Annotated in this window: 21 protein-coding genes; 11 read left to right on the top strand and 10 right to left on the bottom strand. The window is 71.9% G+C overall.

The window, feature by feature from the left end:
• Positions 1-131 precede the first annotated feature (131 nt).
• The 4 genes from JIG36_RS04695 to JIG36_RS04680 all read right to left on the bottom strand — a co-directional run bounded on the left by JIG36_RS04695 (position 132) and on the right by JIG36_RS04680 (position 3,887).
• Positions 132-908 carry a hypothetical protein gene (locus JIG36_RS04695; RefSeq protein WP_236045520.1) on the bottom strand — a complete coding sequence of 259 codons (777 nt, stop codon included), beginning with the start codon at positions 906-908 and terminating at the stop codon, positions 132-134.
• Between the two features lie 605 nt (positions 909-1,513).
• Positions 1,514-2,341 carry an N-acyl homoserine lactonase family protein gene (locus JIG36_RS04690; RefSeq protein ID WP_203374707.1) on the bottom strand — a complete coding sequence of 276 codons (828 nt, stop codon included), beginning with the start codon at positions 2,339-2,341 and terminating at the stop codon, positions 1,514-1,516.
• On the bottom strand, positions 2,338-2,901 hold the full coding sequence (locus tag JIG36_RS04685) for a carboxymuconolactone decarboxylase family protein (RefSeq protein ID WP_203374706.1): 564 nt from the start codon (positions 2,899-2,901) through the stop codon (positions 2,338-2,340). Before JIG36_RS04685 ends, JIG36_RS04690 begins: the two co-directional genes overlap by 4 nt.
• Entirely contained in the window at positions 2,898-3,887 is a 990-nt protein-coding gene (locus tag JIG36_RS04680) for a DUF6282 family protein (RefSeq protein WP_203374705.1), read from the bottom strand. Before JIG36_RS04680 ends, JIG36_RS04685 begins: the two co-directional genes overlap by 4 nt.
• A gap of 39 nt (positions 3,888-3,926) precedes the next feature.
• On the opposite strand from JIG36_RS04680, the gene JIG36_RS04675 reads away from it, so the two are divergent.
• The 7 genes from JIG36_RS04675 (at position 3,927) to JIG36_RS04645 (ending at position 9,389) form a co-directional block, all read left to right on the top strand.
• Complete coding sequence (locus JIG36_RS04675; RefSeq protein ID WP_203374704.1) at positions 3,927-5,348, top strand: NAD-dependent succinate-semialdehyde dehydrogenase; 1,422 nt, start codon at positions 3,927-3,929, stop codon at positions 5,346-5,348.
• A 265-nt stretch (positions 5,349-5,613) separates the two neighbouring features.
• Complete coding sequence (locus JIG36_RS04670; protein WP_203374703.1) at positions 5,614-5,889, top strand: hypothetical protein; 276 nt, start codon at positions 5,614-5,616, stop codon at positions 5,887-5,889.
• The gene (locus tag JIG36_RS04665) at positions 5,886-6,329 is read left to right on the top strand and encodes a MarR family winged helix-turn-helix transcriptional regulator (RefSeq protein WP_236045519.1); all 444 of its coding nucleotides are present in this window, start codon (positions 5,886-5,888) and stop codon (positions 6,327-6,329) included. The genes JIG36_RS04670 and JIG36_RS04665 overlap by 4 nt, the downstream gene beginning before the upstream one ends.
• A gap of 265 nt (positions 6,330-6,594) precedes the next feature.
• Positions 6,595-7,332, top strand: a complete 738-nt coding sequence (locus JIG36_RS04660) for a metal ABC transporter ATP-binding protein (protein ID WP_203374701.1) — start codon at positions 6,595-6,597, stop codon at positions 7,330-7,332.
• Entirely contained in the window at positions 7,329-8,216 is an 888-nt protein-coding gene (locus tag JIG36_RS04655; protein ID WP_203374700.1) for a metal ABC transporter permease, read from the top strand. Before JIG36_RS04660 ends, JIG36_RS04655 begins: the two co-directional genes overlap by 4 nt.
• On the top strand, positions 8,200-9,030 hold the full coding sequence (locus JIG36_RS04650; protein WP_203374699.1) for a metal ABC transporter permease: 831 nt from the start codon (positions 8,200-8,202) through the stop codon (positions 9,028-9,030). Before JIG36_RS04655 ends, JIG36_RS04650 begins: the two co-directional genes overlap by 17 nt.
• Positions 9,027-9,389, top strand: a complete 363-nt coding sequence (locus JIG36_RS04645; protein WP_307872569.1) for an ArsR/SmtB family transcription factor — start codon at positions 9,027-9,029, stop codon at positions 9,387-9,389. Before JIG36_RS04650 ends, JIG36_RS04645 begins: the two co-directional genes overlap by 4 nt.
• Here JIG36_RS04645 and JIG36_RS04640 read toward each other — a convergent pair.
• Together JIG36_RS04640 and JIG36_RS04635 are read right to left on the bottom strand one after the other, a co-directional pair.
• A complete protein-coding gene (locus JIG36_RS04640) occupies positions 9,386-10,078 on the bottom strand; it encodes an iron dependent repressor, metal binding and dimerization domain protein (RefSeq protein ID WP_236045518.1) in 693 nt (230 codons plus the stop codon). The genes JIG36_RS04645 and JIG36_RS04640 overlap by 4 nt on opposite strands.
• 44 nt (positions 10,079-10,122) lie before the next feature.
• Positions 10,123-10,986 (bottom strand): hypothetical protein, encoded by an 864-nt coding sequence (locus tag JIG36_RS04635; protein WP_203374698.1) that lies wholly within the window; start codon positions 10,984-10,986, stop codon positions 10,123-10,125.
• Between the two features lie 57 nt (positions 10,987-11,043).
• Here JIG36_RS04635 and JIG36_RS04630 point away from each other — a divergent pair, with 57 nt between their 5' ends.
• Positions 11,044-11,514 carry a nucleoside deaminase gene (locus tag JIG36_RS04630; protein WP_203374697.1) on the top strand — a complete coding sequence of 157 codons (471 nt, stop codon included), beginning with the start codon at positions 11,044-11,046 and terminating at the stop codon, positions 11,512-11,514.
• A gap of 40 nt (positions 11,515-11,554) precedes the next feature.
• Positions 11,555-11,953: a VOC family protein gene (locus JIG36_RS04625; protein WP_236045517.1), complete on the top strand. Its 399-nt coding sequence runs from the start codon at positions 11,555-11,557 to the stop codon at positions 11,951-11,953.
• Positions 11,954-12,007: 54 nt separating this feature from the next.
• Here the strand turns inward: JIG36_RS04625 and JIG36_RS04620 are convergent, their stop codons facing one another.
• The 4 genes from JIG36_RS04620 to JIG36_RS04605 form a co-directional block, all read right to left on the bottom strand.
• A complete protein-coding gene (locus JIG36_RS04620) occupies positions 12,008-13,642 on the bottom strand; it encodes a DUF2334 domain-containing protein (protein ID WP_203374696.1) in 1,635 nt (544 codons plus the stop codon).
• Entirely contained in the window at positions 13,642-14,802 is a 1,161-nt protein-coding gene (wecB, locus tag JIG36_RS04615; protein ID WP_203374695.1) for a non-hydrolyzing UDP-N-acetylglucosamine 2-epimerase, read from the bottom strand. The genes JIG36_RS04620 and wecB overlap by 1 nt, the downstream gene beginning before the upstream one ends.
• A gap of 22 nt (positions 14,803-14,824) precedes the next feature.
• Entirely contained in the window at positions 14,825-16,168 is a 1,344-nt protein-coding gene (locus tag JIG36_RS04610) for a glycosyltransferase (protein ID WP_203374694.1), read from the bottom strand.
• Between the two features lie 520 nt (positions 16,169-16,688).
• The gene (locus JIG36_RS04605; protein ID WP_203374693.1) at positions 16,689-21,446 is read right to left on the bottom strand and encodes a diguanylate cyclase domain-containing protein; all 4,758 of its coding nucleotides are present in this window, start codon (positions 21,444-21,446) and stop codon (positions 16,689-16,691) included.
• Between the two features lie 216 nt (positions 21,447-21,662).
• On the opposite strand from JIG36_RS04605, the gene JIG36_RS04600 reads away from it, so the two are divergent.
• Together JIG36_RS04600 and JIG36_RS04595 are read left to right on the top strand one after the other, a co-directional pair.
• Entirely contained in the window at positions 21,663-22,391 is a 729-nt protein-coding gene (locus tag JIG36_RS04600) for an alpha/beta fold hydrolase (protein ID WP_203374692.1), read from the top strand.
• Between the two features lie 123 nt (positions 22,392-22,514).
• Positions 22,515-22,859, top strand: a complete 345-nt coding sequence (locus tag JIG36_RS04595) for a hypothetical protein (RefSeq protein ID WP_203374691.1) — start codon at positions 22,515-22,517, stop codon at positions 22,857-22,859.
• Positions 22,860-23,087: the final 228 nt, after the last annotated feature.

Genomic DNA, 23,087 nt, shown 5'->3' with positions numbered 1-23,087 from the left:
TCCCGCGCCGGTTTGACCGCGGCGGCCCGCCTCAGGTGAGCTGCCACTTCTGGGTCTGGCTGGCTTCCTCGGGGTGGGTGCTCAGGTGAGCTGCCACTTCTGGGTCTGGCTGGCTTCCTCCGGGTGGGTGCTCAGGTGAGCTGCCACTCCTGGGTCTGGCCGGCCTCTCCGGGATGGGTGCTCAGGCGGAAGCGGGCCGGGTCGACTTCGCCCTTCAGCTCGAAGACGATTTCGCGCTCGGTCCACGAGCCGGGATCGAGCCGGGCCGGGTTCTGGAGCTGGCGGGTCGCGCTCAACTCGGGGTCGTGCGGGTAGGAGCGACCGTCCTTGCCGACGATCCGGCTGTATTTTTCGACGTCGGACAGGAACGGGACGGCGCCGGTGTTCCTGATCTCGACGACGACCTCGATGTGCCGGTAGCCGAGTCGCGGTGGCAGGTAGGGCGCGTGCGGGTTCCGCGGGTCGAACGGCCCGACCGGGTTGGCGATCCGGATCACGCGGAGCGTCATCTCCTCGCCTGAGTCGCCGGGCAGGACGACGGCGCCGTCGGACGGCAGGACCCCGCCGCCCGCCGGGACCGCCGGCGGCGGGCTGGTGGGCCGCGGGTTCACCGTCGGAGCCCCGGCGGTCGTCGCGGGGTCGATCGCCGCGGGCGGGACCGGTGTCGCGTAGAGCCACGGACTCGATTCCCACAGTCGGGCCTCGAACTCCGCGACCGCGGCGGGGTCCGACTCATAGGGCTCGGCTTCCGGGGCGCGATGGATGTATGTGGCGACGGCCGTGATGCCGGCCGCGGCCGCCACCACGCCGGCCACCAGGACCATGGGCCGCCGCCGGGGTGCCGCCTTCGACGGCTCGCCTTGCTGCGGCTCGCCCGGTGTCACCGGTGTCCGCTCGCCTCGCGTCACCGATGTCGGCTCATCCCGCGTCACCGATGTCGACTCGCCTCGCGTCACCGGTGTCCGCTCGTCCCGCGTCACCGGTGTCGGCTCGCCCTGCTGCGGCTCGGTCGGGGCCGTTGGTGTCGACTCGACTGGCGTGGCAGGCGCGAGCCCGCCTTGTGTCACCGGTGTCGGGTCGCCCTGCGCTGCGAGCTTCAGCCTGGCCTGTGTCACCGGTGTCGGCGCACCCGGGCTGCCGGGCGCCTCGGCCGTCGCCGCGGCAACGTCAGGCGCGCTGGGGAGGCCCGCTCGTGCGAGTTCGACTGCCTCGGCCCGGCCGCGGCGCACACCCCAGGCGGCGCCACCGGCCGCTGCCCCGGCCACCGCCACCATCACCAACCACCGGGAGCGTCTGTTCACGGCTGAGGCATCGGCACCCGAACCGCAACCTTGAGGCAATCGAGCCCGCCGCGTACGGGGAATCAGGTCAGTCACCGGTAGTCGAGATCACGGCCTCGTGCAGGCCGTCGGGCCTTCGGTGGATGGGGAATCGGGTTGGTCAGTCGCCGGCCGTCGAGATCACGGCCTCGTGCAGGCCGTCGGGCCCTTCGGTGGACGGGGAATCGGGCTTGTCAGTCGCCGGCCGTCGAGACCACGGCCACGTGCAGGCCGTCGGGCCCCTCGGTGGAGGGGAAACGGTCCCAGACGGCCGCCTCGTGGAACGGCAACACGCGCCGGGTGTCGCCGCCCACCCCGGCCAGCAGGTCGTCGGCGAAGCTCAGCCATGTGGCCGCGCTGCCGGTGGTCATGGCGATCGGCGCCAGCACGCCGTCGCCGTGCAGGCCCTCCAAGTTCTCGTAGCTGTAGACGTTGTCGCCGGCGAACACCCACGTGCCATCGGTGTCATTGGTGACCGCGACGACCTGCGACCCCGCGGTGTGGGTGTCGAAGGCGGGCCGCAGCTCGACCCCCGGGGCCACGGTGGCGAAACCGTCGGCCAGCGTCGACGGCCGTGACGCCAGGACCTGCGGCAGGTCGGCCTGGCACGAGCGGGTCAGGAATTCGAACCGGCCGGGCCGGGCGGCCGCGGCGACGTACGACTCGACCTCGCGCCGCTGGATCCAGATGTGCGCGTCCGGGAACGCGTCCAGGCAGCCGGCGTGGTCGAAATGGTTGTGGGTCAACAGGATCGTGTCGACGTCGCCGGGCGAGACACCAACCCGGGCCAGCGCGTCGACCGGATGCCGCCACCGCGTCTCGCCGTATTTGGTGGTGAGCCGCCGATAGACGGCCTCGTCGGCGAAGCCGGTGTCGACCAGGATGCATCGGCCGGCCGAGCGCAGCAGTCCGAAGCAGTAAGGCATCCGGCGGTGGCCCTCGTTCGGCTGGGCGGCGAACAGGTTGCTGGCCGGGAACCGGTCGACGTAGCCGTACTCGAGGATCTGGATCGACCAGTTCACGCCGGCGGCCGCACGTCGAAGACGGCCAGCTGCAACGCGACCATCGTGTAGTAGCCCACGATCGTGACCAGCTCGAACAACCCGGCCTCGGTGAGCACCCCGGACGCCTCCCGGAACTCGGTCTCGTCGAGGGTGCCGTGGTCGAGGATCGCCCGCGTGGACCGCAGCACCGCGCTTTCCACCTCGGTCAGGTCGGCCGGATCCTTGCCGTCGGCCAGCGCGGCCAGGTCCGCCGGCGTCAGTCCGGCCGCCGCGCCCGCCCGCTCATGGGCGTACAGCTCGAACGGGCTGCGGTGGTGGTGACCGACCAGCAGGATGGCGATCTCGCAGGCCCGCGCGGGCAGCGCCGAACCGAACCGGACAGCGGCGCCGATCTGTTGCAGCGCCGAGCCGAACGTGGGGCTGAGGACCCAGATCGCCGGCGGGCCCTGCAACCGGCCGTCCGGCGCGACGAGCAGGAACGGATTGTCCGGCGTGGCCCGCGGTCCGGTGGCGTAGCGGTCGTAGAGCGCGCGCTGGGCGTCGGTCATGTCCGCCGGATCGACGTGGGCGACTCTCATGCCGGTTCTCCTAAGAAGGTGAGGGGGTTGGTGGCGACCATCGTGCGGATCTGCTCGGCGGTCCAGCCGAGGTGGGCGAGTTGTTCGACGAACATGCGCAGGCATTCCGGCTCGGGCGGCACCCAGCGGCTGAACACGTCGGTGGTGAGGACCGCATTGTCGGCGCCGACGGCCGTCAGAGCATCGTGCACATCCCGTACGCGCAAATGTCCCTCCGGATGCAGCAGGGGAGCGTTGCAGAACTCGAGCAGCGCACCCATGTCGGCGAACTCGCGCAGCTCGGCCGGGTCGGTGGTGTAGTGCAGCGGATGGGTGACCAGCACCCGTAGCCCGATCTCGGCGCCATACGCGGCGACGGCGCGACTCTCGGCGGGCGAGGCGTGCCCGGTCGCCAGCGCCAGGCCGAGCGCGCGGCAGGCGTCGGCAACTTCCCTTGCCCGTAGGGACAATCGCCCGCTCGGATCGCAGAGCGCGACGGCTTGGCGGGCCGCGTATTCGTCGAACGAGGGTGCCGACCGCCGCAGCAGCCTCGTGATGTAACCGTCGCGGGCCATGTCGGCGGCCGAACCCCACGTCGGCAGGAACACCACCCGCGCGCCGTGGGCCGCCGCCATCTCGACCACGGCCGGTTCGAGACCGCCGACCGGGGGATTGAGCGTGATGCTGCCGAACACCCGGAAACCGGTTGTGGCCGCCGGGCTTTGGGCTCCGGCGGCCGCGCTCGGCTCGATCGTGGTCGCCGGGCGGTGGATCCCGGCCAACGCCTGCGTGACCGCTCGGGCCCGGTCGGTCGTCGGCCAGAGATGCGACTTCAGAACCCAGCCCGACATACCGTACGCGTGAGCCAGCCGCGCCACATCGACGTCGGAACCCCGGTTGGGCAGCGCCGCCGACACATCGGGCTGACCGTGGACATGCACGTCGATCGCGCCGTGCAGCAGTGAGCCGAAGCCCTCGGGAAGGGCGGCCAGGAACGCGTCGGACATCGCTAGATTGTATGACGGTCCGACATTAGGATCAACGACATGACGCTGCGATCCGACCTGTTCATCGACGGCAAATGGCGGCCCGGCGCGGACGGCGGCCGCTTCGAGGTGGTCGACCCGGCCGACCAGTCGACCGTGGCCCGCTTCGCGATCGCGACCGCGGGCGACTGCCACGACGCCGTCGACGCGGCCGCCGCCGCGCAGGACGGCTGGGCGGCCGCACCACCGCGCGAACGGAGTGAACTGCTGCGGGCCGCGTACGAGATCCTGGCCGCCGAGACCGACGACCTGGCCGAGGTCATCGTGCGCGAGAACGGCAAAGCCTGGGCCGACGCGGTCGCCGAAGCCAGGTATGCGGCCGAGTTCTTCCGATGGTTCGCCGAGGAGGCCGTCCGAGTGCATGGCGACTACCGGCTCTCGCCCGCCGGGGACAAACGCATCATCGTCGACCGGCAGCCCGTGGGTGTGTCGCTGCTCATCACGCCGTGGAACTTCCCGGCCGCGATGGCCACGCGCAAACTGGCGCCGGCCCTGGCCGCCGGGTGCACGACAATTCTCAAGCCCGCCCGCGAAACTCCGCTGACCGCCGCGTACGTGGTCGAGGCCCTGTTCCGCGCCGGGCTCCCGGCCGGGGTGGTCAACCTGGTCACGCCGGTGCCGACCGGGCCGATGGTGCAACTGATGCTCGACCGGCCTGAGGTGCGCAAGCTGTCGTTCACCGGCTCGACCGAGGTCGGCCGGCAACTGCTGCACGCGTGCGCCGACCGGGTCGTCAACACGTCGATGGAGCTGGGCGGCAACGCGCCCCTGATCGTGCTGCCGGGCGCCGACCTCGGCGAAGCGGTGGCGGGTGCCCTGCTCGCGAAGATGCGTAACGGCGGGTCGGCCTGTACGTCGGCCAACCGTTTTTATGTGCACGACTCGGTGCACGACGAGTTCGTCGCCCGGATGGACGCCGCCCTCGGGGCGATCCCGGCCGGCCCCGGACTCGACCGGGCCAACGAGCTCGGCGCGTGCGTCTCGCGGGCCGAGTGCGAGAAGGTGGCCGCGCTGGTCGACGCGGCCGTCGCCGAAGGGGCCACTCTGCGGCGGGGTGGCCGGGCCGCGGGCGCGTTCTACGACGCCACCCTGCTCACCGGCGTCGAGCACGGGTCGGTCATCAACCGTACGGAAATCTTCGGGCCGGTCACCGCCGTGGTGCGCTTCACCGATGTCGACGAGGCGGTGCGGATGGCCAACGACACCGAGTTCGGCCTGATGGCGTACGTCTTCGGCGAGGAGCGTCCGGCGGTGGCGGTCGCTCGCCGGCTCGAGTCGGGGATGGTGGCCGTGAATCGGGGCGTGGTCAGCGATCCGGCGGCGCCGTTCGGCGGGGTGAAGCAGAGCGGGCTCGGGCGTGAGGGCGGGACCGAGGGGATTCTGGAGTTCCTGGAGGAGAAATACATCGCCCTGACCGCCTGACCCTTCGTGGCGCCGGCTGCCCGCACGTCGGATGGAACCGTGGCAGTCTCCGCCGTCTGAGCTGAGGGCGCGTCGGTGGCGGCGACGTGGGTTAGCTCTCTGATCGAGATGCTAGAGAGTCTAGCTATCTCGCGGGAATTGGGTGATGATCAGGGCGGACGGGCGTGGGGCGGATCGAGTGCGTGAGGTGGTGCCTGCTGATGGGCGTCGGTATCGAGCGCAACGTGCCCCGGCGGTGGGCTGCCGATGAATCGGGCGGTGGCTGATGGGCTCGCGCCACGGTGACGAGGCCTGCCGCGACCATGTGCGGCGCTATCTGGAGGCGCCCTTCCTGGCCGACGAGGGGCGGCTGGTGCTGGCCGGCTGGGTCGGCGTGGACGACCTGTTCGGCGAGGCGGTGTGGCCCGACATCGCCACGGCCGGGGTGCCGCCCTCGCTGTGCCGCGCCCTCGAAGACTGGGTGACCCAGGAATCCACCCCCGACGAGGACGTCGCCGACTTCATCGGATGGCCGCTGCCCAAGGTGCGGGAACACCGATGAGCGACGATCAGAGCCTCCTGCCCGAGCTCGCCGACACGACCCTCGCGGTCCAGCAGCTCATCGGCGCTTCGCGGGAACTGGCGGCGCGGGCCTCGCGGGAGCTCGGCGTCAACGGCACCGACATGAACGCCCTGTCCCTGCTGCAGCAACACGGCCCGATGGGGCCGGCCGAGATCGCGTCGCGTCTGGGCATCCGCTCGGCGTCGGCCACGGTGCTGATCGACCGTCTCGAGAGCGCCGGCCACGTGGAGCGCACGAGCCATCCTTCGGACCGCCGCCGAGTCACGGTTTCGGCCACCCCGTCGGCGTTGCGGGCCACGCTGGAACTCCTGCGCCCCTCGATTCTGGCCATCGACGCCCTGAGCCGTTCCCTCGACGAGGACTCCCGTCGCATTGTCACCCAGTTCCTGACGGACGTGACGCGGGCGATGCGGCCCTGAGTTCGCGCGGCGCGGGCCGGACGGATGCACGGATCGCCATCTCGCAATTAGACGATAATTTTTGAAAACGATTATCGTTCTGGCTCGAGGGCGTTGGAGCGCGGAGGTTCCCGAGCGGGGCCTCGAAGCGCGGGCGTCCAGGACAGAGGCGTGGGGAGAGCGAGCAGCGAGCAAGGCGCTCCGAGCGCGCTCAGTGGTGGCGGCGTTCGGCGAGCGGGCGCCGCGGAACGAGGGCGCCCGGGCGCCCGGAACAGAGGGGCGGACGATGACACTGGCCCTGCGATATGCGGGTGTGAGCCTCGGCTATCAAGGCCGCGCGGTTCTCACCGATGTGAATCTCGAGCTTCGGGCCGGGCAGCGGCTGGCGCTGGTCGGGCCCAACGGCGCCGGCAAGTCGACGCTCATCAAGTCGATGCTGGGGCTCGTGCCGGTTCTGCGAGGGGAAGCGGAGGTGCTCGGCGGCGAGCGCGGCCGCGCGGGCTATGTGCCGCAGACCGACACTCTCGACGCCGACTTCCCGATCAGCGTGCGGCGGGTCGTGATGATGGGGCGCTACCGGCGGATCGGCTGGTGGCGACCGGCCCGCACCGAGGACCGGCGCGCGGTGGCCGAGGCTCTGGACCGGGTCGGGCTGGCCGACCGGGCCTCGCACCGGTTCGGCACGCTCTCGGGCGGGCAGCGTCAACGGGTGCTGCTGGCCCGGGCCATCGCCGCCGAACCCCGGCTGCTGCTGCTCGACGAACCGTTCAACGGCGTCGACGTGGTGAGCCAGGAAGCCATCGTGCGGGTGCTGCGCGAGCTGAGCGCCGACGGGGCCGCGCTGGTCGTCAGCACGCACGACTTCGCGGTGGCGCGGGAACTGGCCGATCTGGTCTGCCTGCTCAACGGGCGGCAGTGGGCGGTCGGCCCTCCGGCCGAGACCCTGACGGCCGGGCCGCTGCGACGGACGTACGGGGGAAGCGTCGTTGATCTTGACAATGACATGGTGCTGATCGAGCCGTGATCGCACCGTTCGAGCTGCACTTCATGAGCCGGGCGCTCACCGAGATCGTGCTGCTGGCCCTGATCTGCGGCCCCGTCAGCGTTTTTGTGTACGCCCGGCGCCTTTCCTTCGTCTCCGACGCGCTCACCCACACCGTCTTCCCGGGCGTGGTCATCGGATTTGTGGCCGGGGGACTGGAGGGCGTGTTCATCGGCGCGCTCGTCGCCGCGCTGCTCACCGCCGTGGTGCTGACCGTGCTGACCCGCGGCGCCCGGGTCTCCGACGACACCGCGACGGCCGTCGTGCTCACCGCCATGTTCTCGATCGGCGTCGTGCTCGTCTCGCGCCGGTCCTCGTACACCTCGGATCTGACGTCGTTCCTCTTCGGACGGCTGCTGACCGTGACGCCGCACCAGATCGCCGAGACCGCCGTGCTGGCCGCCGTGGTTCTGGTCGCGTTGCTGATCGGGGCGAGGGCGATGATTTTCCGTACGTTCGACCCGGCCGGAGCCGCCGCGGCCGGTTACCGGATCGCGTGGATCGACCTGTGGCTCAACGTGATCGTCGCCCTCGTCGTCGTGGCCGCGGTCCGGGCGGTCGGCACGATCCTGGTGGTGGCGCTGCTCATCGTCCCGGCGGCCGCCGCCCGCATGGTGACCGACCGGCTCGCCGTGATGGCCGTCCTCGGCACGGTGCTGATCGCCGGCGTCGGCTACGCGGGACTGCTGCTCAGCTGGACCGCCTCCCTTTCCTACGGCGTCGCGCTGACCTCGGCCTCGTCGGTGGTGCTTCTGCTGGTAGCGGCGTATCTGCTGCTCATTCCCGTACGGCTGATTCGCGACCGACGTCGAGGCAGCCCGCCGCCCGTGCCCGAGAGGAACTCCGCCCATGAACTGGTGGGATGACGCGCTGCACCGCGCGACCGCCGAGGTGGTGCTCGCGGGGGCGCTCGCCGGCCTGATCGGGGTGCAGGTCGTGTTGCGCCGGCTGTCGTTCTTCACGATGGCGCTGACCCACGCGACTTTCCCCGGCGTGGTCGCCGCCTCGATCATCGGCGTCAACATCATGCTCGGCGGGGTCGTGGCCGGTGCCGTGGTGGCGCTGGGCGTGGCCGCCCTGACCCGCCGACGTGGCCAGGACGCGGCCGCCGCTACCGGAGTGCTGCTGTCGGCCGGGTTCGCGCTGGGCGCGGCGCTGGTCGCCACCCAGAGCGGGTTCAGCCGTGCCCTGTCGTCGTTCCTGGTCGGCTCGATCCTCACGGTCGGCGTGCCGGATGTCGTGACCACGGCCGTGGTGCTGGTCGTGGTGGCGCTCGTGCTGCTGGCCGGCGCCCGTCCGCTGGTGCAGATCGCCTTCGACCGCGGTGGCGCCGAGGCAGCCGGGCTGCGCCTCGGGGCCTGGGACGTGGTGCTGCTGCTGACGATCGAGGTCGTCGTGGTCACGCTGGTGCCGGCGGTCGGCACGATCCTGGCCCTGTCGCTGATCGTCGCGCCCGCCGCGGCCGCCCGCCTGTGGTCCGACCGGTTGCCGCTCATCACCGCGCTGGCGGTTGTGTTCGGCGTGGGCAGCGGCCTGGCCGGCCTGTGGATGTCGGGCCAGTGGAACGTGGCCGCCGGCGCCGCCATCTCGCTCACCGCGACCGGCGTGCTGCTGGTCTCCTGGCTCTGCACCCGCCTGCGGACGCTGCTCGCGACAACCCGTTCGGTGGTGCCCGCGTGACCGGAGAAAGCACCGTCGACCACACGTCCCCGGCCGACACCCGAGACCTTCCCACGCCGCGCAGCGCCGGGATGACCGCCGGGAGCACGCTCGACCGGGCGGTGGAAGCGTTGCGGGGCCTCGCCTACGGCAGCCGGCTGCACATCGTGGCTCTGCTGCGTGAGGGGGAGGCGACCCCGTCGGCGCTGGCGGAGGCGATCGAGGCGCACCAGTCGGTGGTCGCCCACCACCTGCGCTACATGGTCGACGCCGGCCTGCTGCGGCGGCGCCGTCAGGGGCGCCAGATCTTCTACTCCCTGGCCGACGAGGGCACCGCCCGCCTGATCGACGAGATCCTGCGATACGCGAAGGATCGCTAGCGGCTCGGCCGGCGGGGTTTGACGGCGTGGACGGCGCGGGCCACCGACATCGGCAGGCGGATCTCCGGCCCCTGCGCGGTGATGACGACCTGCTCGAGGTCGCGGTAGACCACGACGCTGTCGCCGGGGCGCACCTGGCCCAGCAGCTTGGCGTCCGACTGGGCGCCCTCACCGATGCGGGTGACCAGCACGCAACCGATCAGGGCGGGCGCGGCCAGGTCGACTTCGGCCCGCGAGGCTCGCGGCGAACGGGGTCCACCGATGCCGGGCAGGCCGGGGATCGGATTCCCGTACGGGGAATGGGTCGGCTGCCCGAGCCGCGCGAACAGGTGGCTCTCGACGCGGTCGCCGATCGCGTGCTGCAGGCGGTCGGCCTCGGCGTGCGCCTGCTCGTAGGGCACGCCCAGCTCGCTGACCAGCATCACCTCGGCCAGGCGGTGCTTGCGAAGCACGGCCGTCGCGATTCGGCGGCCCCGGGCCGACAGCAGCAACCGGCGCCGCGGATCGACCTGCACGAGGCCGTCACGCACCATGCGGTCGACCATCCGGCTCACCGTCGGCGCGCTGCGGTCCAGGCGCTCGGAGATGCGGGCCCCGATCGCGGGCACCCGGTCCTCCTCGCATTCGAGGATGATCCGCAGTGACATCGCGACGGGATCGATCAGCTCGCCTTCGCGTCCCGCCAACATCCGCCAGATCCTACACCCTGTAGGCGATTGTTCCGTGGGCGGTGTCACCGGTTCGCGAACTGATTCCAAAGATAGGCGTCGATATGTGGCGCGGGCCGTCCCAGCCGCCGCGGATCGGGAAAACCGCCGCGCTCCGGCCCCGGAACGAGCCAGCGGCGCGCGTTGGTGGCGATCTGGTCGTCCGGGTCCTCGGCCAGAATCTCGTAGACCGCTCGCGTCGACCCGGGCAACCCGGCCACCCAGTAGCGCACGTTGACCGAGCGGTCCCGGGCCAGCCGCAGCAGATCGTCCTCCGGAATCACCCATCCGAGCCGGGCCATCGCGTGCAGCAGCGCGGACCGCACCGTCGCCGCCGGGTCACGCGCCAACTGACGGCGCTGCTCCTCGGTGGTGTGACGATTCTGAGCGGCCTGGGCCCGTACGGCGGGATGGCCGTCCTCAACCAGCGTCGCGAGCGCGTCCGGATCGTCGGTGTGCTCGGCGACGAACTCCCGCACCGCCCGAGCCGGATCCCGCGCCAGCCGCGCGACGACGGCGCTCGGAAGGCCGGGCTGCTGAGCCAGCATCAACCGCGCATCCTCGTACGGGGAAGAGCAGAACGTTTCCCGTACGGCGTCGCCGGCCGCCGGATTGCCGACCGCCGCGTAGCGCACCTCGTACCGTCGATCGCCGGCCAGCGCGACCAGAACCTCGCCCGGCGTTCGGACGTTGGCCGCCACCGCTTCGCGCGTGCCCGCGTCCGGATCCCCGGCGAGCGCCCGCAACGTCTCCACCGGCGTCCGCTCCCGCCCCGCCACGATCCGCCGCACGCGGCCCGACGGATCCGCGGCCAGCGACCCGAGCACCTCGACGGTGGCGTCGGGATGCGCCGCGGCCGCCACCCTCGTCCGAACCAGATCAGGCGACACAGCCCAGATTGTGCCCCACGCGCGGCGGAACGTGGGCCGAAGCGGGACAGTGGCGGGATGACAACCGACGAATATCTGCGGCGGTGTGTGGAGCTGGCGGCGGAAGCCCTCGACGGGGGTGACTTTCCGTTCGGATCGGTGCTGGTGGGAGCCGACGGCCGGGTGCTGGCCGAGGACCGCAACCGCGAAGTGAGCGAGGACGACCCGACCGCTCATCCGGAGCTGCGGCTGGCGTTGTGGAGTGTGGCCAACCTGAGCGCCGAGGAGCGGGCCGCATCGACGGTCTACACCTCGGGGGAGCACTGCCCGATGTGTGCCGCCGCGCACGGCTGGGTGGGGCTCGGACCGATTGTGTACGCCGGGTCGGCTGCTCAGCTGGCCGCCTGGCGCGCCGGATGGGGGCAGCCGCCGTCACCGGTCGCGGTCCTTCCCGTGGACCGCATAGTGCCGGGGTTGCGAGTCACCGGCCCGGTGAAACCGTTCGACGAGGAGATGCGCGTGCTGCACGAGCGGGCGGCTGGAAGATGAGCGGCGAGATGCAGGTGCGGTACGAGCGGGAGGTCAGAAGATGAGCGGCGAGGTTCGGCAGATGCGGCTGGTCGTCGAGGTCGAGGATTTCGACGCGGCGGTGGCGTTCTTCCGCGACACGCTGGGGCTCGACGAGGAGGCGGCCTTCAGCGGCGACGGGGACGAGCGCGTGATGATTCTGCAGGCGGGACGGGCCACCCTGGAACTGGCCAACCCGGCCCACCACCGCTATGTCGACGCGGTCGAGGTGGGCCGGCCGGTGGCGCCCCGGTTCCGGATCGCGCTCGAGGTCGGGGACGTCACCGCGAAGACGGCGGAGGCGGTCGAGGCCGGCGCCGAAGTGGTCGCGCCGCCGACGGTGACGCCGTGGCAATCGGTCAACGCGCGCCTCGAGGCCCCGGGCGACCTGCACATCACGCTGTTCCAGGAACCCGGGTGACACGAAGGCGCCGCCCGCGTCGGATGACACGGGCGGCGCCTGACAAGCAACGGCCTACTTGGTGGTGAGCATCGTGTTGGCCGAGACGAACGTGTAGCCCTCGGCCTTGACACCGGTGACGACCTGCTTCAGGTAGTCGGTGCCCAGGTACGGGTGGTAGAAGAAGCTGGCCACGCCGTCGCGGATCGCGAGGTTGCGCTCGGCGGAGGCGATCAGGTCGGAGGAGACCCGGGCCGGGTGGTTGTTGAACGCCTCGGGTTCGATGTTGCCGATGTTCTCGGGCACCACGACCGAACCGTAGACGTCCCGGACCACGTACGGGAAGAACTGTCCGAACTGACGGCTGTAGTCGAGCTTGCCGCCGCTGAGCACACCCGGGAAGTAGAGGCCCCGGTCGTAGCGCTTGCCGAAGAGCGTGTTCACCGCTTGGTAGTCGGCGGCGCTGGCGGCGTAGTGCGGGAACTCGAAGATGGTCGGCGTGCCCAGGCCGGCCGCCGCGAAGACCAGGCCCGAGGCGAGCATCCGGCCGGTCGCCCACGCCGCCGAGTCACCGGCCACCGGACCGTCGTAGATGACGCTGTCGTTGGCGTCGACGTGCGCGGTGTAGAACTCGAAGTCGTTCGCGCTGACCCCGTCGTACGGGTTGGCGACGTTGCCGTACTGGTGGGTGTAGCCGTGCATCAGCAGCGTTCCCCCCTTGCTCTGCATGTACTTGAGCGCGGCCACCACCTTCGGCTTGCTCAGCAGCGTGTAGTCCTGGGCCTTGCCGCCGTTGTTGACGCCCTTGGGGTCGCGGTAACGCGGGTAGACGGCGACCGTGAACGGCACCTTCTCCGAGGACAGGTAGTCGGCGACGGCCTTCAGCTCGTCCGGGTCGGAGTCGGGGCCGACGTCCTCGATGCGGACCAGGCCGCGGTGGCGGTCGGCCGTGACACCGGTGTCCCCGAGCGAGTCGAACAGCAGGTCGGCGAACGCGAGGTAACGGTCGTCGTGGGTGACGTAGGAGAACGGGATCTCACCCACGTACGTGAAGTTGCCCGAGCTCACCGCCCACGGGAAGGACGACCCGTCCGGCCGTACGGCGGTGGCCAGGGTCTTGACCTTCGACGCGTCCGTGATCGACAGGTTCATGATGCCGGACTTGTTGGTGGTGTCGCGGGTCAGCTTCTGGCCCTTGTAGTCGACCTCGGCCACGTCCGCGAAGTCGAACCCGCCGCTGGTGAAACCGTGCTCGGCGGCGAACCTGCCGGTCGCGGTCAGCTGCCAGATGTTGTCGAACATCCAGGTGACCGGCTTGGTCGTGGCGGCCACATCGGTGAGGAAGGCGGCCGGGATCGGCTCGTCGTAGGTGGATCCGACGTAGATGACCGCGGTGTAGGCGTTGAGGTCGCCGGTCTTGTAGGCGCCGACCGGGGCGGCCGTCCACGAGCCGAAGTGCGAGCTGAGGTTCGCGGTCTGGGTGGCGTAGACCTCGCCCATCCAGCCGTAGTCGCCCGTGGTGTCGTACAGGACAAGGGTTTTCGCGGTGCCGCCGGTCGGCGCGGCCTTGCCGGACTTGGCGGCCGGCAGCGCGGTGACGACGGCGGCGGGCTTGATGGTGGCGGCCTCGGCGCCGACCGAGCTCAGGGCGAAGGCGCCCAGGGCCACGGCGGCGACACCGGCGGACAGGAGGGGCTTGGAGAAACGCATCAGCGGGACACTCCGATCATGGCAACGGGGGAGCTGGTGAGGCCGAGCAGGCCGGCGGTGGCCTGCGCCGTGCGGTGGGCGGCCAGGCCGTCCCCGTACGGGTTTCCGCCGGAAGTCATCGCGTCGCGGCGGGCGCGGTCGTCGAGCAGGGCCGACGCCTCGGCGACAATCAGGGCGGTGTCGGAGCCGACGAGCTTGGCGCAGCCGGCGTGCAGCGACTCGACGCGCTCGGTGACGTCGCGCAGCACCAGCGCGGGAACGCCGAACGAGGGCGCCTCCTCCTGGATGCCACCCGAGTCGGTGAGCACGAGGTAGGCCTCGGAGAGCAGGCGGGACAGGTCGGGATAGGCCACCGGGTCGGTGACGGTGACGCGCTCGAGGCCGGCCAGGCCCGCCTCGACCTGCGCGCGGACGGCGGGGTTGGGGTGGCTGGGCAGGATCACGTCGATGTCGTCGTACTTGGCGACCAGTTCGCGGACGCCGGCCAGGATCCGGTCGAGCGGCGCGCCCCACGATTCGCGGCGGTGCGCGGTCACCAGCACCAGGCGGTTGGTGCTGGTCGCACGGGCGGCGGCCACGGCCTGGTTCTCGTACGGCATCTTGCGCCCGGCCACCGCCAGCGTCGCGTCGACCACCGTGTTACCGGTGACAAAGACGTCCTCGCCGGACACGTTCTCGTCGAGCAGGTTCATCGCGGCGAGCGGGGTCGGCGCCAGGTGCAGCGACGCGATCTGGGCGACCAGCTTGCGGTTGGCCTCCTCGGGGAACGGCGAGTCGAGGTCACCCGAGCGAAGACCGGCTTCCAGGTGTACGACCGGGATCCGGCGCCAGAACGCGGCCAGCGCACCGGCCAGGCTCGTCGTGGTGTCGCCCTGCACGATGACCGCAGCCGGGGTGCGGACCTCCCACAGCGCGTCGAGCTGCCGGACCATCTCGGTGAACAGCTCGGCCTGGCTACCGGTTACCCGCTCGACGGTCAGCGTGATGTCGGCGGTGAGGTCGAACGCGGCCAGGGCCTGGGTGACCATCGTCGGGTGCTGACCGCTGGCCAGCAGCACCGGCTCGACCAGACCCTGCTCGCGCATGGCGATCGCGACGGGGGCGAGCTTGACGGCCTCGGGGCGGGTGCCGCCGATCAGGTGGACTTCAGGGAGCGACATGGGGGGTCTCCTGGGGTGGGGGTCAGGCAGCGAGCGCGAGAGCGGGAACGGGGAGTTCTTCTTCGGCGAGGCGTTCGGTCTTGGCCCAGGCCTGCCGGCCGGTGGCCTGGCGGGCGATGGCCCGATAGGTGGCGACCAGACCCAGCAGCAGGAAGGCGGGGTAGGCCAGGGCGGCGACGAGCAGGCGGGGCAGCGTCTCGTCGCGGAGCTTGACGCGGTGCACCAGCGCCCAGACGAAGCCGGGGAACCAGGTGACGGCCAGCCAGACGGCCGCGCCGGCGCCGAGCTCGTGCCAGTCCGGCAGGTACGGGATCGGGTGACCGATCGCGAGCCCGGTCACGGCGGCCGCCACCGTGCCGGCCAGGGCGACCGTGACCAGCGCGTTGAGCCAGGGAGAGAGCAGGTAGTGCAGCACCTCGGCCAGCGAGGTCAGGCCGATCCGCTTCGAGGTCACCAGCGAGCGCAGGTAGCGGGCGCACTGCAGGTTGCCCTGGGCCCATCGGGTGCGCTGGCGGGTGAGCCGGCGGACGTCGACCACCGCCTGCTGGGTGACCGCGGTGCGGGAGGTGTAGCGGATCCCGACGCCCGACAGGTGCATGCGCAGGCCGAGTTCGAGGTCTTCGACCAGGCAGGCCGACCAGGGCGTGTCGCCGAGGGCGAGCAGCGCCGACAGCCGGGTGAACTGGCCGTTGCCGCCGAGGCCGACCGTGTCGAGCACGTCGCGCAGGCTCTGGCAGGCGTTGACGATGGTGGCGAACTCCAGGTCCTGCACCGCGCCGAGCAGCTTGTTGCGGTTGCGGATGCGGACCTGCACCTGCACCGCGCCGATTGACGTGTCGCGCAGCATCCGGGAGACCTCGAGCAGGATGTTGCGGCTGCCCTGACCGTCGCCGTCGATGATGCCGAGCACGACCTTGTCGGGACTGACGCCGGCCAGCGCGGTCTGCTCGGCGATGTAGCGGTAGGCGGCGTTGAGGGCCTCGCCCTTGCCCTTGCGGGCCTCCGGCAGTTCCCGGCGCATGACGTGCAGGCGGGGGTGGTCGATGGCGGCCAGCACCTCGGGGGTGCGGTCGTCCGAGCCGTCGTCGACGACCAGGACGCGGGCCAGGGTGTTGCCGGGGCCGCTCAGCCCCAGCGCGGCCTTGACCGTGTTGCCGACGACGACCTCTTCGTTCAGCGCCGGAATGATGATCCAGAAGTGCTCCGGGGTGCCGTCACCGTGCGCGAGGGATTTGGCGACGAGATCCTGCCGCCGCGACGCCACGTAACGGATCCCGATGGTCACCAGGGCCACCGTCGAGATCGGCCAGGACAGCATGACCGCGTATCCGGCGACGAGGATGAGCCAGCCGTGCCCCTCGAACATCAGCCTCTCCGTCCTGTCACCTTCAGCGATGTCGACCGTTTGCGGCGGGCCGCGTTTCGGGCGTAGTAGGACAATATGAAGCTACGGAGCGTGAAACAAGCCCGCTAACCGGACTGGCGCGGCAATATGGCCAAAGGGTTGAACTCAGACATCTCAGGCGTGGCATAAAACGCCGAAACCGGGCGCAAGTCGGGTCATTGCCGCGAAGTCGTCTGCGGCCTGTCGCGAGGCCCGATGTCACTCCTCGTGTTGTTCACGTTCGGAAACCGCTAGCGAGGAGGTCGGACATAGGGTGACTGAGAGTGTTGAAGCCTTGACGGTGTTTGGCCACGGCCATGAACAGGGGCGCAGAGCAGCACGACATCGCGCGCGGCGACCAGCCGGAAACGCGCTGTGTCGAAGGGTGCCGGGCGAAGATTGCCGGCCTGATGAGCGGCGCGCGCCTCAGCGGGCTGGGTGCGCAGGCCTCAGCGAACAGAGAGTGCAGGCTTCAGGGGGCCGTCGCCGTGAGCGCCGGGCCTCAGCGGCCGGTGACCGCCCGACCGGCGAACCGGACCTGGTTGCGGCCGGCGTGCTTGGCCTCGTACAGGCCGGCGTCGGCGTCCGCGATCAGGTCCGCGACCCGGCGCCCGGATGACGGGACCTCGCAGCTCACGCCCACGCTGACGGTCACCAGGCCGGACGGCGCGGCCGGGTGCGGCTGGGCGGCGGCGTGGATCGCCTGCTGGACCCGCTCGGCGACCGCGACGGCGGCGGCCGCGCCGGTGCGGGGCAGCACGATGGTGAACTCCTCACCGCCGTAGCGGGCGACCAGACCCTCGTCGCGCACCACCCGGGCGATCGTGCGGGCCACCACGCGCAGGCAGCCGTCGCCGGCGGCGTGGCCGAGCCGGTCGTTGTAGAGCTTGAAATGGTCGATGTCGATCATCGCCACGGCCAGCGGCTCACCGGCGGCCGACTGCCAGGCCAGGTCGAGCTCGCGGTCCAGGCGACGTCGGTTCGCGATGCCGGTCAGCGGGTCGGTGCCGCTGAGGATCTCCAGCTGCGCGTTGGCCAGGCGCAGCTGCTCGGTGCGCTCGGCCACCTTCTGCTCGAGCGACGCATAAAGGGTCGCGTTCTCGATCGAGACGATCAGCTGGCTGGCGATGATGCGCACGGCGTCCAGCCGCTCCTCGGTGAAGGTGCCCCGCCACAGCCGGTTCTCCAGCACTAGCATGGCGCGGGGCTCTCCGTGCGAGAGCACGGTCACCGCGAGCGCGGCGTAGAGGTCCAGGCCGTCCAGGTACGGGTCCTGGGCGAACCGGGGGTCGTCGACCGCGTTGTCCAGCACCAGTGGCGTCCGGGTCCGCTCGGCGTACCGCACGATGCTCAGCGGCACCCGCTGCGGCGTGATCGCCACTCCGCCGTCGGTCCAGTCACCCTCGCCGTCGTCGCGGGTCAGCAGATGCACCTTGGTCGCGCCGGTCAGCGTGCTCAGGATCTCGACCACCCGGATGCGCAGCCGGTCGATCCGGGTCTCCGAACTCAGCGCCCGCGACGCCTCGACCACCGCCATCAGGTCGACCGCCTCGGCCGCCATCGTGGTCGAGGCCACGCTGGCGGCCAGCGCGGCCGTGCGCCGCTCGCGCAGGAACGGGAACTCCCGCTCCTGGGCGGCCGCCTTGGCGTCGGCCCCCCAGTCCCGCCAATGCTCCTGGGCGTCGCGCAGCAGACGGTGCCCCACGTACTCCATGCCCTCGGACAGGTGGAAACGCGCGGCCCGCTCGGCCAGGAACGCGTGGTGCCACGGCCGTCGCCGGCGGGCCACCGCCCGCAGCGCCGCGTCGAACAGGGGACCGGCCGACTCGTCGCCGGCCGCCCAGGCCCGTTCGGCCCGCAGGTGCAGCACGAGGTGGTCGAAGTTGGCCGGGGCGTCGGCGGCCCGGGCGGCCAGCCACTGCATCACCGGGTCGGCGTCGGCGAAGCGGCGTTCGGCCAGCAGCGCCAGCACCCGGGCGAACTGGGCCGTGGCGCTGAAGTAGTTGCCCGACACGAACGGCAGCGTGGCCTCGATGCCGGCGGCCGCGGCGACCAGCGTCGACGAGTCGCCGAAGAAGGCCGCCAGCAGGGCCCGGGTGGTGTGCCGGTAGGCCGCGGCCATCGGGTTGGCGGTGAGGTCGGTGGTGGTCCGCGCGGCGTTGGCGTCGGAGGCCAGAGCGCGGTGCATGACCGCGAACTCGGCCATGATGGCGGCGTTCTGCTCGTTGCCGACCTTGGTGGTGAAGGCGGTCGCCCGGTTCAGCTCGGCCTCGAAGGCGGCCAGCGTGGGCGCGCAGTCGAGCAGCGCGGGCACGGTGGTGTGCGTGGTGAAGCATGCGAACGCCAGGTCGCCGTTGCGGACCAGCGCGTCGAAGGCCCGCCGGGCCAGGTCGACGCTGTGCTCGACCGGCTCGAACCAGTGGGTGGTGCTGACCGAGGCGAGGAACCGGGCCGCCGCCGTCTCGGCCTCCCAGCCGCGCGCCTCGCCGACCTCCGCGATGTGCCGCAGCACGCGGTATCCGGTCGCGTAGTCGTCGCGGAACCCGATGGAGGCGATGCCCGAGTGCGCCAGCGGCACGACCAGGGCGGCCGACGGGCCGTGCCCGGCCCAGATCCGCTGGGCGGTGGTCACCAGCGCGACCAGGGTGGTGTGGTCGCTGAAGAAGGCCGGCGGCATCATCCGGCTCACCAGGCGGCAGGCGGCGACCGTGGCCGGCTCGGACACGTCGGCCCGCCCCAGGTCGTCGCCGCTGCGCAGGCCGGCCGCCCACGCCCGGAGCTCGTCGACGCCGGCCTGCTGCGGCCGGTCGCTGACGGAGAAGCCGAGCCGGTCCAGCAGTTCCTTGCCGAGGTCGAGCGCGTCGGCCGCGCGTCCGCGGACCGTGAGGCTCTCGATCTGCACGCCGGCCGGTTCGGCCAGGACGATCGGGTCGAGCCGCCCGGCCAGCACGGCGTAGAGCGCGTCGGCCTCGGCCGGGCGGCCCACGCTGTAGAGCGCGCGGTGGTGGTCGATCCGCAGCCGGTCGAGCAGCGCCGGGTCCCCGTCCGGGGCGAGGTCGACGGCGGCGGCCACGTACCGCTCGGCCGCCGCTGCGTTGATCATGCGGAGGGCGGCCGCGGTCGACCGGAACAGTTCGGCCACCCGCCGCCGCTCGGCCTCGCCGGTGATCAGGCCGGCCGCTGGGAGGTACTGCCGGGCGGCCACGGCGGCGAACTCCGGCCGGCCGGACAACCGCCCGGCCAGCACCAGGTGGACCAGGCGGCGGGCCCGGGCCGGGGTGAGCGCGTACGCGGCCTTCTGCACCCGGTCGTGCCGGAACGCCACCTCGTGGACGTCGCCGTCCTGGTGCACCACGACCAGCCCGTCCTCCAGCGCCGGGGCCAGCCGGGCCTCGACCTCGGCCGGGGTGACGGCGAGCGCGGGCGCGAGCAGGCCCAGGCTGGTCTCGCCGCCCAGCGCGGCCATCACGGCCAGCAGTTGCCGCGACGGCCGGGACAGCCGCTCGAGCCGGGCCAGCAGCAAGTCACCGATGTCACGGTCGCCGACCCAGCGGTTGACGGCCGCGGCATCCCAGGCCCAGCCCTCGTCGGTGTGGGTCAGGACGCCCCCGCCGCGCAGGCTGTTGATCAGCTCGACCGTGTCGAACGGGTTGCCGCCGGTGCGCGGCGCGATCACCTCGGCCAGCGTGCCGGCCCGGTCGGCGGGCATCCGCAGCGTCTCGGCGAGCAGTTCGGCCAGGTCGTCGGCGGGCAGGTTCCGCAGGCGCAGTGCCTGCGGCGGCGGATCGATGCGCTGCCAGCGCGACAGCACCGCGGACAGCGGGTGGGCGGCGTCGACCTCCTCCTCGCGGTAGGCGCCGATCATCAGCAGGCCCGGCATCCCGTCGTCGGTCAGCAGGGCCTCGAGCAGGGCGATCTGGGTGGCCGTGGCCCACTGCAGGTCGTCGACGACCATCACCAGCGGCCGGGCCGGCGAGACCACGGTGCGGGCCAGGGCCAGCGCGGCCTGGATGAGGCGGCCCTGCACCTCGGCCTGGTCGCCGCGGGCCTCCTCGGGTTCGACGCCCAGCAGCGGACCGAGCTCGGGCACGAGACCGGCGAGCAGGCCGGCGTTGGCGCCCAGGGCCGGCCCCAGCGCCGCCCGCAACCGGGCCAGGTCGGCCTCGTTCTCGCTGAGCAGCAGCCGGACCAGCGCACGGTAGACCGAGGCGGCGCCGTCCGCGGCCGCGTCCTGGCGGAACTGGTCGAACTTGCCGGTGACGAACCAGCCTCCGGCCGCGGTGACGGCCGGGCGCAGCTCGTTGATCAGGGCCGTCTTGCCGACCCCGGACGGCCCACTGACCAGCAGCCCGCGCAGCCGGCCGGCCAGCGCCTCGTCGAGCGCGCCGCGCAGCGTGTCGATCTCGGCGTCCCGGCCGACCAGGTGCGAGGGACCGCTCAGCCGGGTCGGGAAGTCGCGGGCACCCAGCAGGAACTGCTCGTCGTCGAGGTGCCGCAGGTCGTAGGCGCAGCCGGCGGCGCTCTGGTAGCGGCGGTCCGGTTCCTTCTCGAGCAGCCGGTCGATGAGGTCGGCCAGCCGGGGCGGCACGGCCGGGTCGTGCTGGGTGACCCGGGCCGGTCGGCGGGCCAGGTGGTCGTGCAGCAGCTGCAGCGGGGCGGTCCCGGTGAACGGCGGGCGACCGGCCGCCATCTCGTACAGGGTGGCGCCGAAGGAGTAGAGGTCGGAGCGCTGGTCGACCGCGCGGCCGGTGCGGCCGGTCTGCTCGGGCGCCAGGTAGGTCAGCGTGCCCACCACCTGGTTCTGATGGGTGAAGCCGGGCCGCTCCTCGGCGGCCGTGGTGGCCAGCTCGAAGTCGATCAGCACCGGCCGGTCGCCGTCGAGCACCACGTTGGCCGGGTTGATGTCCTTGTGGGTGACCCCGGCGGCGTGCACGGCCGTGATCACGTCGGCCAGCCGGGCCGCCACGTCGATGACGGCGCCGATCGGCGGCCGGCCCGCCCGCAGCCAGTCGGCCAGGGACCGGTCACCCTCGTCGACCAGCAGCAGCGTGGTGTCGTCGGGCGCGCCGGCGGCGAGCCGGGCCACCCCCTCGACGCCGGCCAGCCGCAGCAGGATCTCGCGTTCCCGGCGGCAGCGTTCGACGGCGTCGGCGCCGCGCAGCTCCTTGCGGATCACACCCCGGCCGGCCCCGTGCGCGGGGATCCGCACGACCCGGGTGCGCGCACTCTCGTACAGCACCTCGACCTGGGTGTCCGACATCGAAGACGCAACCTTCCCGCAGAACCGTAAGTCCTATCGGCCCGGCCTCCGGGTTGCTGAGCGGCGCCCCACCAACCACCGGCGCACTTCTGTCGAGGCAAGCTTTCTCAGCCGACGGCAGCCGGGCCGGCTGGTACCCCATCGCCGACCCGCGCCTGCTGGTTCATCGAGTGACATCGAACCGGCCAGTTCACCAACGTCTGGTAAACAGCATGCATGGAGTCGGTCGAGATCAACGGTGTTCGCCTCGCTTATCGGGAAGCCGGTGATCCGGACGGGACCCCCGCGGTGCTGCTGCACGGCAGCGGCAGCAGCTCCACCACCTGGGATCGCTTCGCCCCGCGCCTGACCGGGCACCGCACCATCGCGGTCGACCTGCGCGGCCACGGCGCCAGCGGCCGCCCGGGGGACTACTCGCTGGCCGGCCTCCGCGACGACCTGCTCGGCCTCCTCCAAGCCCTCGACCTGCGGGACGCGCTGGTCGTTGGGCATTCCGTCGGGGCCTACATCGCGCTGGCGGCCGCCGCCGAGGTGCCCGAGCGGATCGCCCGGCTCGTGCTGGAAGACCTGGCCGCGCCCCCGCGCCGGGCCGAGCGGGTGCGCGGCATCAATCCGTTCCAGGTGCTCGCCGCGGTGGCCGGGATCGTTTCCGTACGCCGTGACTACGACCTGCGGGCGCTGGCGTCCCTGCTGAGCCAGCTGACCCGGCCCGACCTGGCCTGGTGGTCCCGGCTGGGTGCGGCCCGGCAGCCCACCCTGGTCCTCTCCGGCGGCCCGACCAGCTGCATCCCGCCACGCCGCCTGGCCGAGGCGGTAGCCGAGATGCACGACGCCCGACTGGCGACGATCCCGGTCGGGCACCGCGTGCACAGCCTGGCCCCCGACCGGTTCGCCACCGAGGTCCTCAGCTTCCTGACCGCGACGGCCCACTCCGTGCCCGCATGACCTCGGCATCGGGGGCCCGCTCAGCTCGCCGCCCGTGAACAGTCGCGGCTCGCTGGGAAGCGCGCGACCCGGGCCGGTTCGCGCTGCCCCCATGCTGCCCGGCAAGTAGGGCACGATATCGACGTGGAGCGCTGGGAGATGCCGATGCGCCGGGTCGTGGGGATCCTGGTCGCGGTGGTCTGTGTCCCGATGCTCGCTCAGGTGCTGCTCGCGTTGCTCTACTGGTCGCCCGTTCTCTCAGGCCCTGAAGACACGCCGTGTGATCCGGCCGTCGACGGCTGGGGCGCGTGCTGGCGTTTAGAGCAGCTAGTGTGGTGGATAGTCGCGGCCCTCGCCACCCTCGGCGGTGCGGTCAGCATGGTCATGGCCCTGCGCGGGTTCCGCCGCCCGGGCCGCTGGTGGCCCTGGCTCTACGCGTCGATGGGCCTGCTGATCGCGGCCACGGTCGCGGCCGTCAACATCAGCTGAGTCCGGCCACCGCGGCCGTCGACATCATCTGAGTCCGGCCACCGCGGCCGTCGACATCATCTGAGTCCGGCCACCGCGGCCGTCGACATCAACTGAGCCCGGCCACCACTGCTGTCAGCACCAACTCAGTTCGGCCATAGCGCGGCTGCCGGCATCAGCGGACTCCGGGCGCGGCCGGGGCTGTCGATCACGCCCGCCGCCGGAGTGCCGCCCACCCTCGTACGGGAA

This window comes from Paractinoplanes ovalisporus (assembly GCF_016834655.1).
Lineage (GTDB): Bacteria > Actinomycetota > Actinomycetes > Mycobacteriales > Micromonosporaceae > Actinoplanes > Actinoplanes ovalisporus.
Note: the sequence above shows the minus strand (reverse complement) of the source record. Positions and strands in the feature narration are given on the sequence as shown.

Excerpts from the sequence above, each read along its gene's own strand:
- wecB (WP_203374695.1), bottom strand. The coding sequence starts at position 14,802 with ATGTCGCTCCCTGAAGTCCACCTGATCGGCGGCACCCGCCCCGAGGCC.
- JIG36_RS04630 (WP_203374697.1), top strand. The coding sequence starts at position 11,044 with ATGACAACCGACGAATATCTGCGGCGGTGTGTGGAGCTGGCGGCGGAA.
- JIG36_RS04680 (WP_203374705.1), bottom strand. The coding sequence starts at position 3,887 with ATGTCCGACGCGTTCCTGGCCGCCCTTCCCGAGGGCTTCGGCTCACTG.
- JIG36_RS04660 (WP_203374701.1), top strand. The coding sequence starts at position 6,595 with ATGACACTGGCCCTGCGATATGCGGGTGTGAGCCTCGGCTATCAAGGC.
- JIG36_RS04620 (WP_203374696.1), bottom strand. The coding sequence starts at position 13,642 with ATGCGTTTCTCCAAGCCCCTCCTGTCCGCCGGTGTCGCCGCCGTGGCC.
- JIG36_RS04665 (WP_236045519.1), top strand. The coding sequence starts at position 5,886 with ATGAGCGACGATCAGAGCCTCCTGCCCGAGCTCGCCGACACGACCCTC.
- JIG36_RS04625 (WP_236045517.1), top strand. The coding sequence starts at position 11,555 with ATGAGCGGCGAGGTTCGGCAGATGCGGCTGGTCGTCGAGGTCGAGGAT.
- JIG36_RS04605 (WP_203374693.1), bottom strand. The coding sequence starts at position 21,446 with ATGTCGGACACCCAGGTCGAGGTGCTGTACGAGAGTGCGCGCACCCGG.
- JIG36_RS04685 (WP_203374706.1), bottom strand. The coding sequence starts at position 2,901 with ATGAGAGTCGCCCACGTCGATCCGGCGGACATGACCGACGCCCAGCGC.
- JIG36_RS04675 (WP_203374704.1), top strand. The coding sequence starts at position 3,927 with ATGACGCTGCGATCCGACCTGTTCATCGACGGCAAATGGCGGCCCGGC.
- JIG36_RS04670 (WP_203374703.1), top strand. The coding sequence starts at position 5,614 with ATGGGCTCGCGCCACGGTGACGAGGCCTGCCGCGACCATGTGCGGCGC.
- JIG36_RS04610 (WP_203374694.1), bottom strand. The coding sequence starts at position 16,168 with ATGTTCGAGGGGCACGGCTGGCTCATCCTCGTCGCCGGATACGCGGTC.
- JIG36_RS04600 (WP_203374692.1), top strand. The coding sequence starts at position 21,663 with ATGGAGTCGGTCGAGATCAACGGTGTTCGCCTCGCTTATCGGGAAGCC.
- JIG36_RS04650 (WP_203374699.1), top strand. The coding sequence starts at position 8,200 with ATGAACTGGTGGGATGACGCGCTGCACCGCGCGACCGCCGAGGTGGTG.
- JIG36_RS04640 (WP_236045518.1), bottom strand. The coding sequence starts at position 10,078 with ATGTTGGCGGGACGCGAAGGCGAGCTGATCGATCCCGTCGCGATGTCA.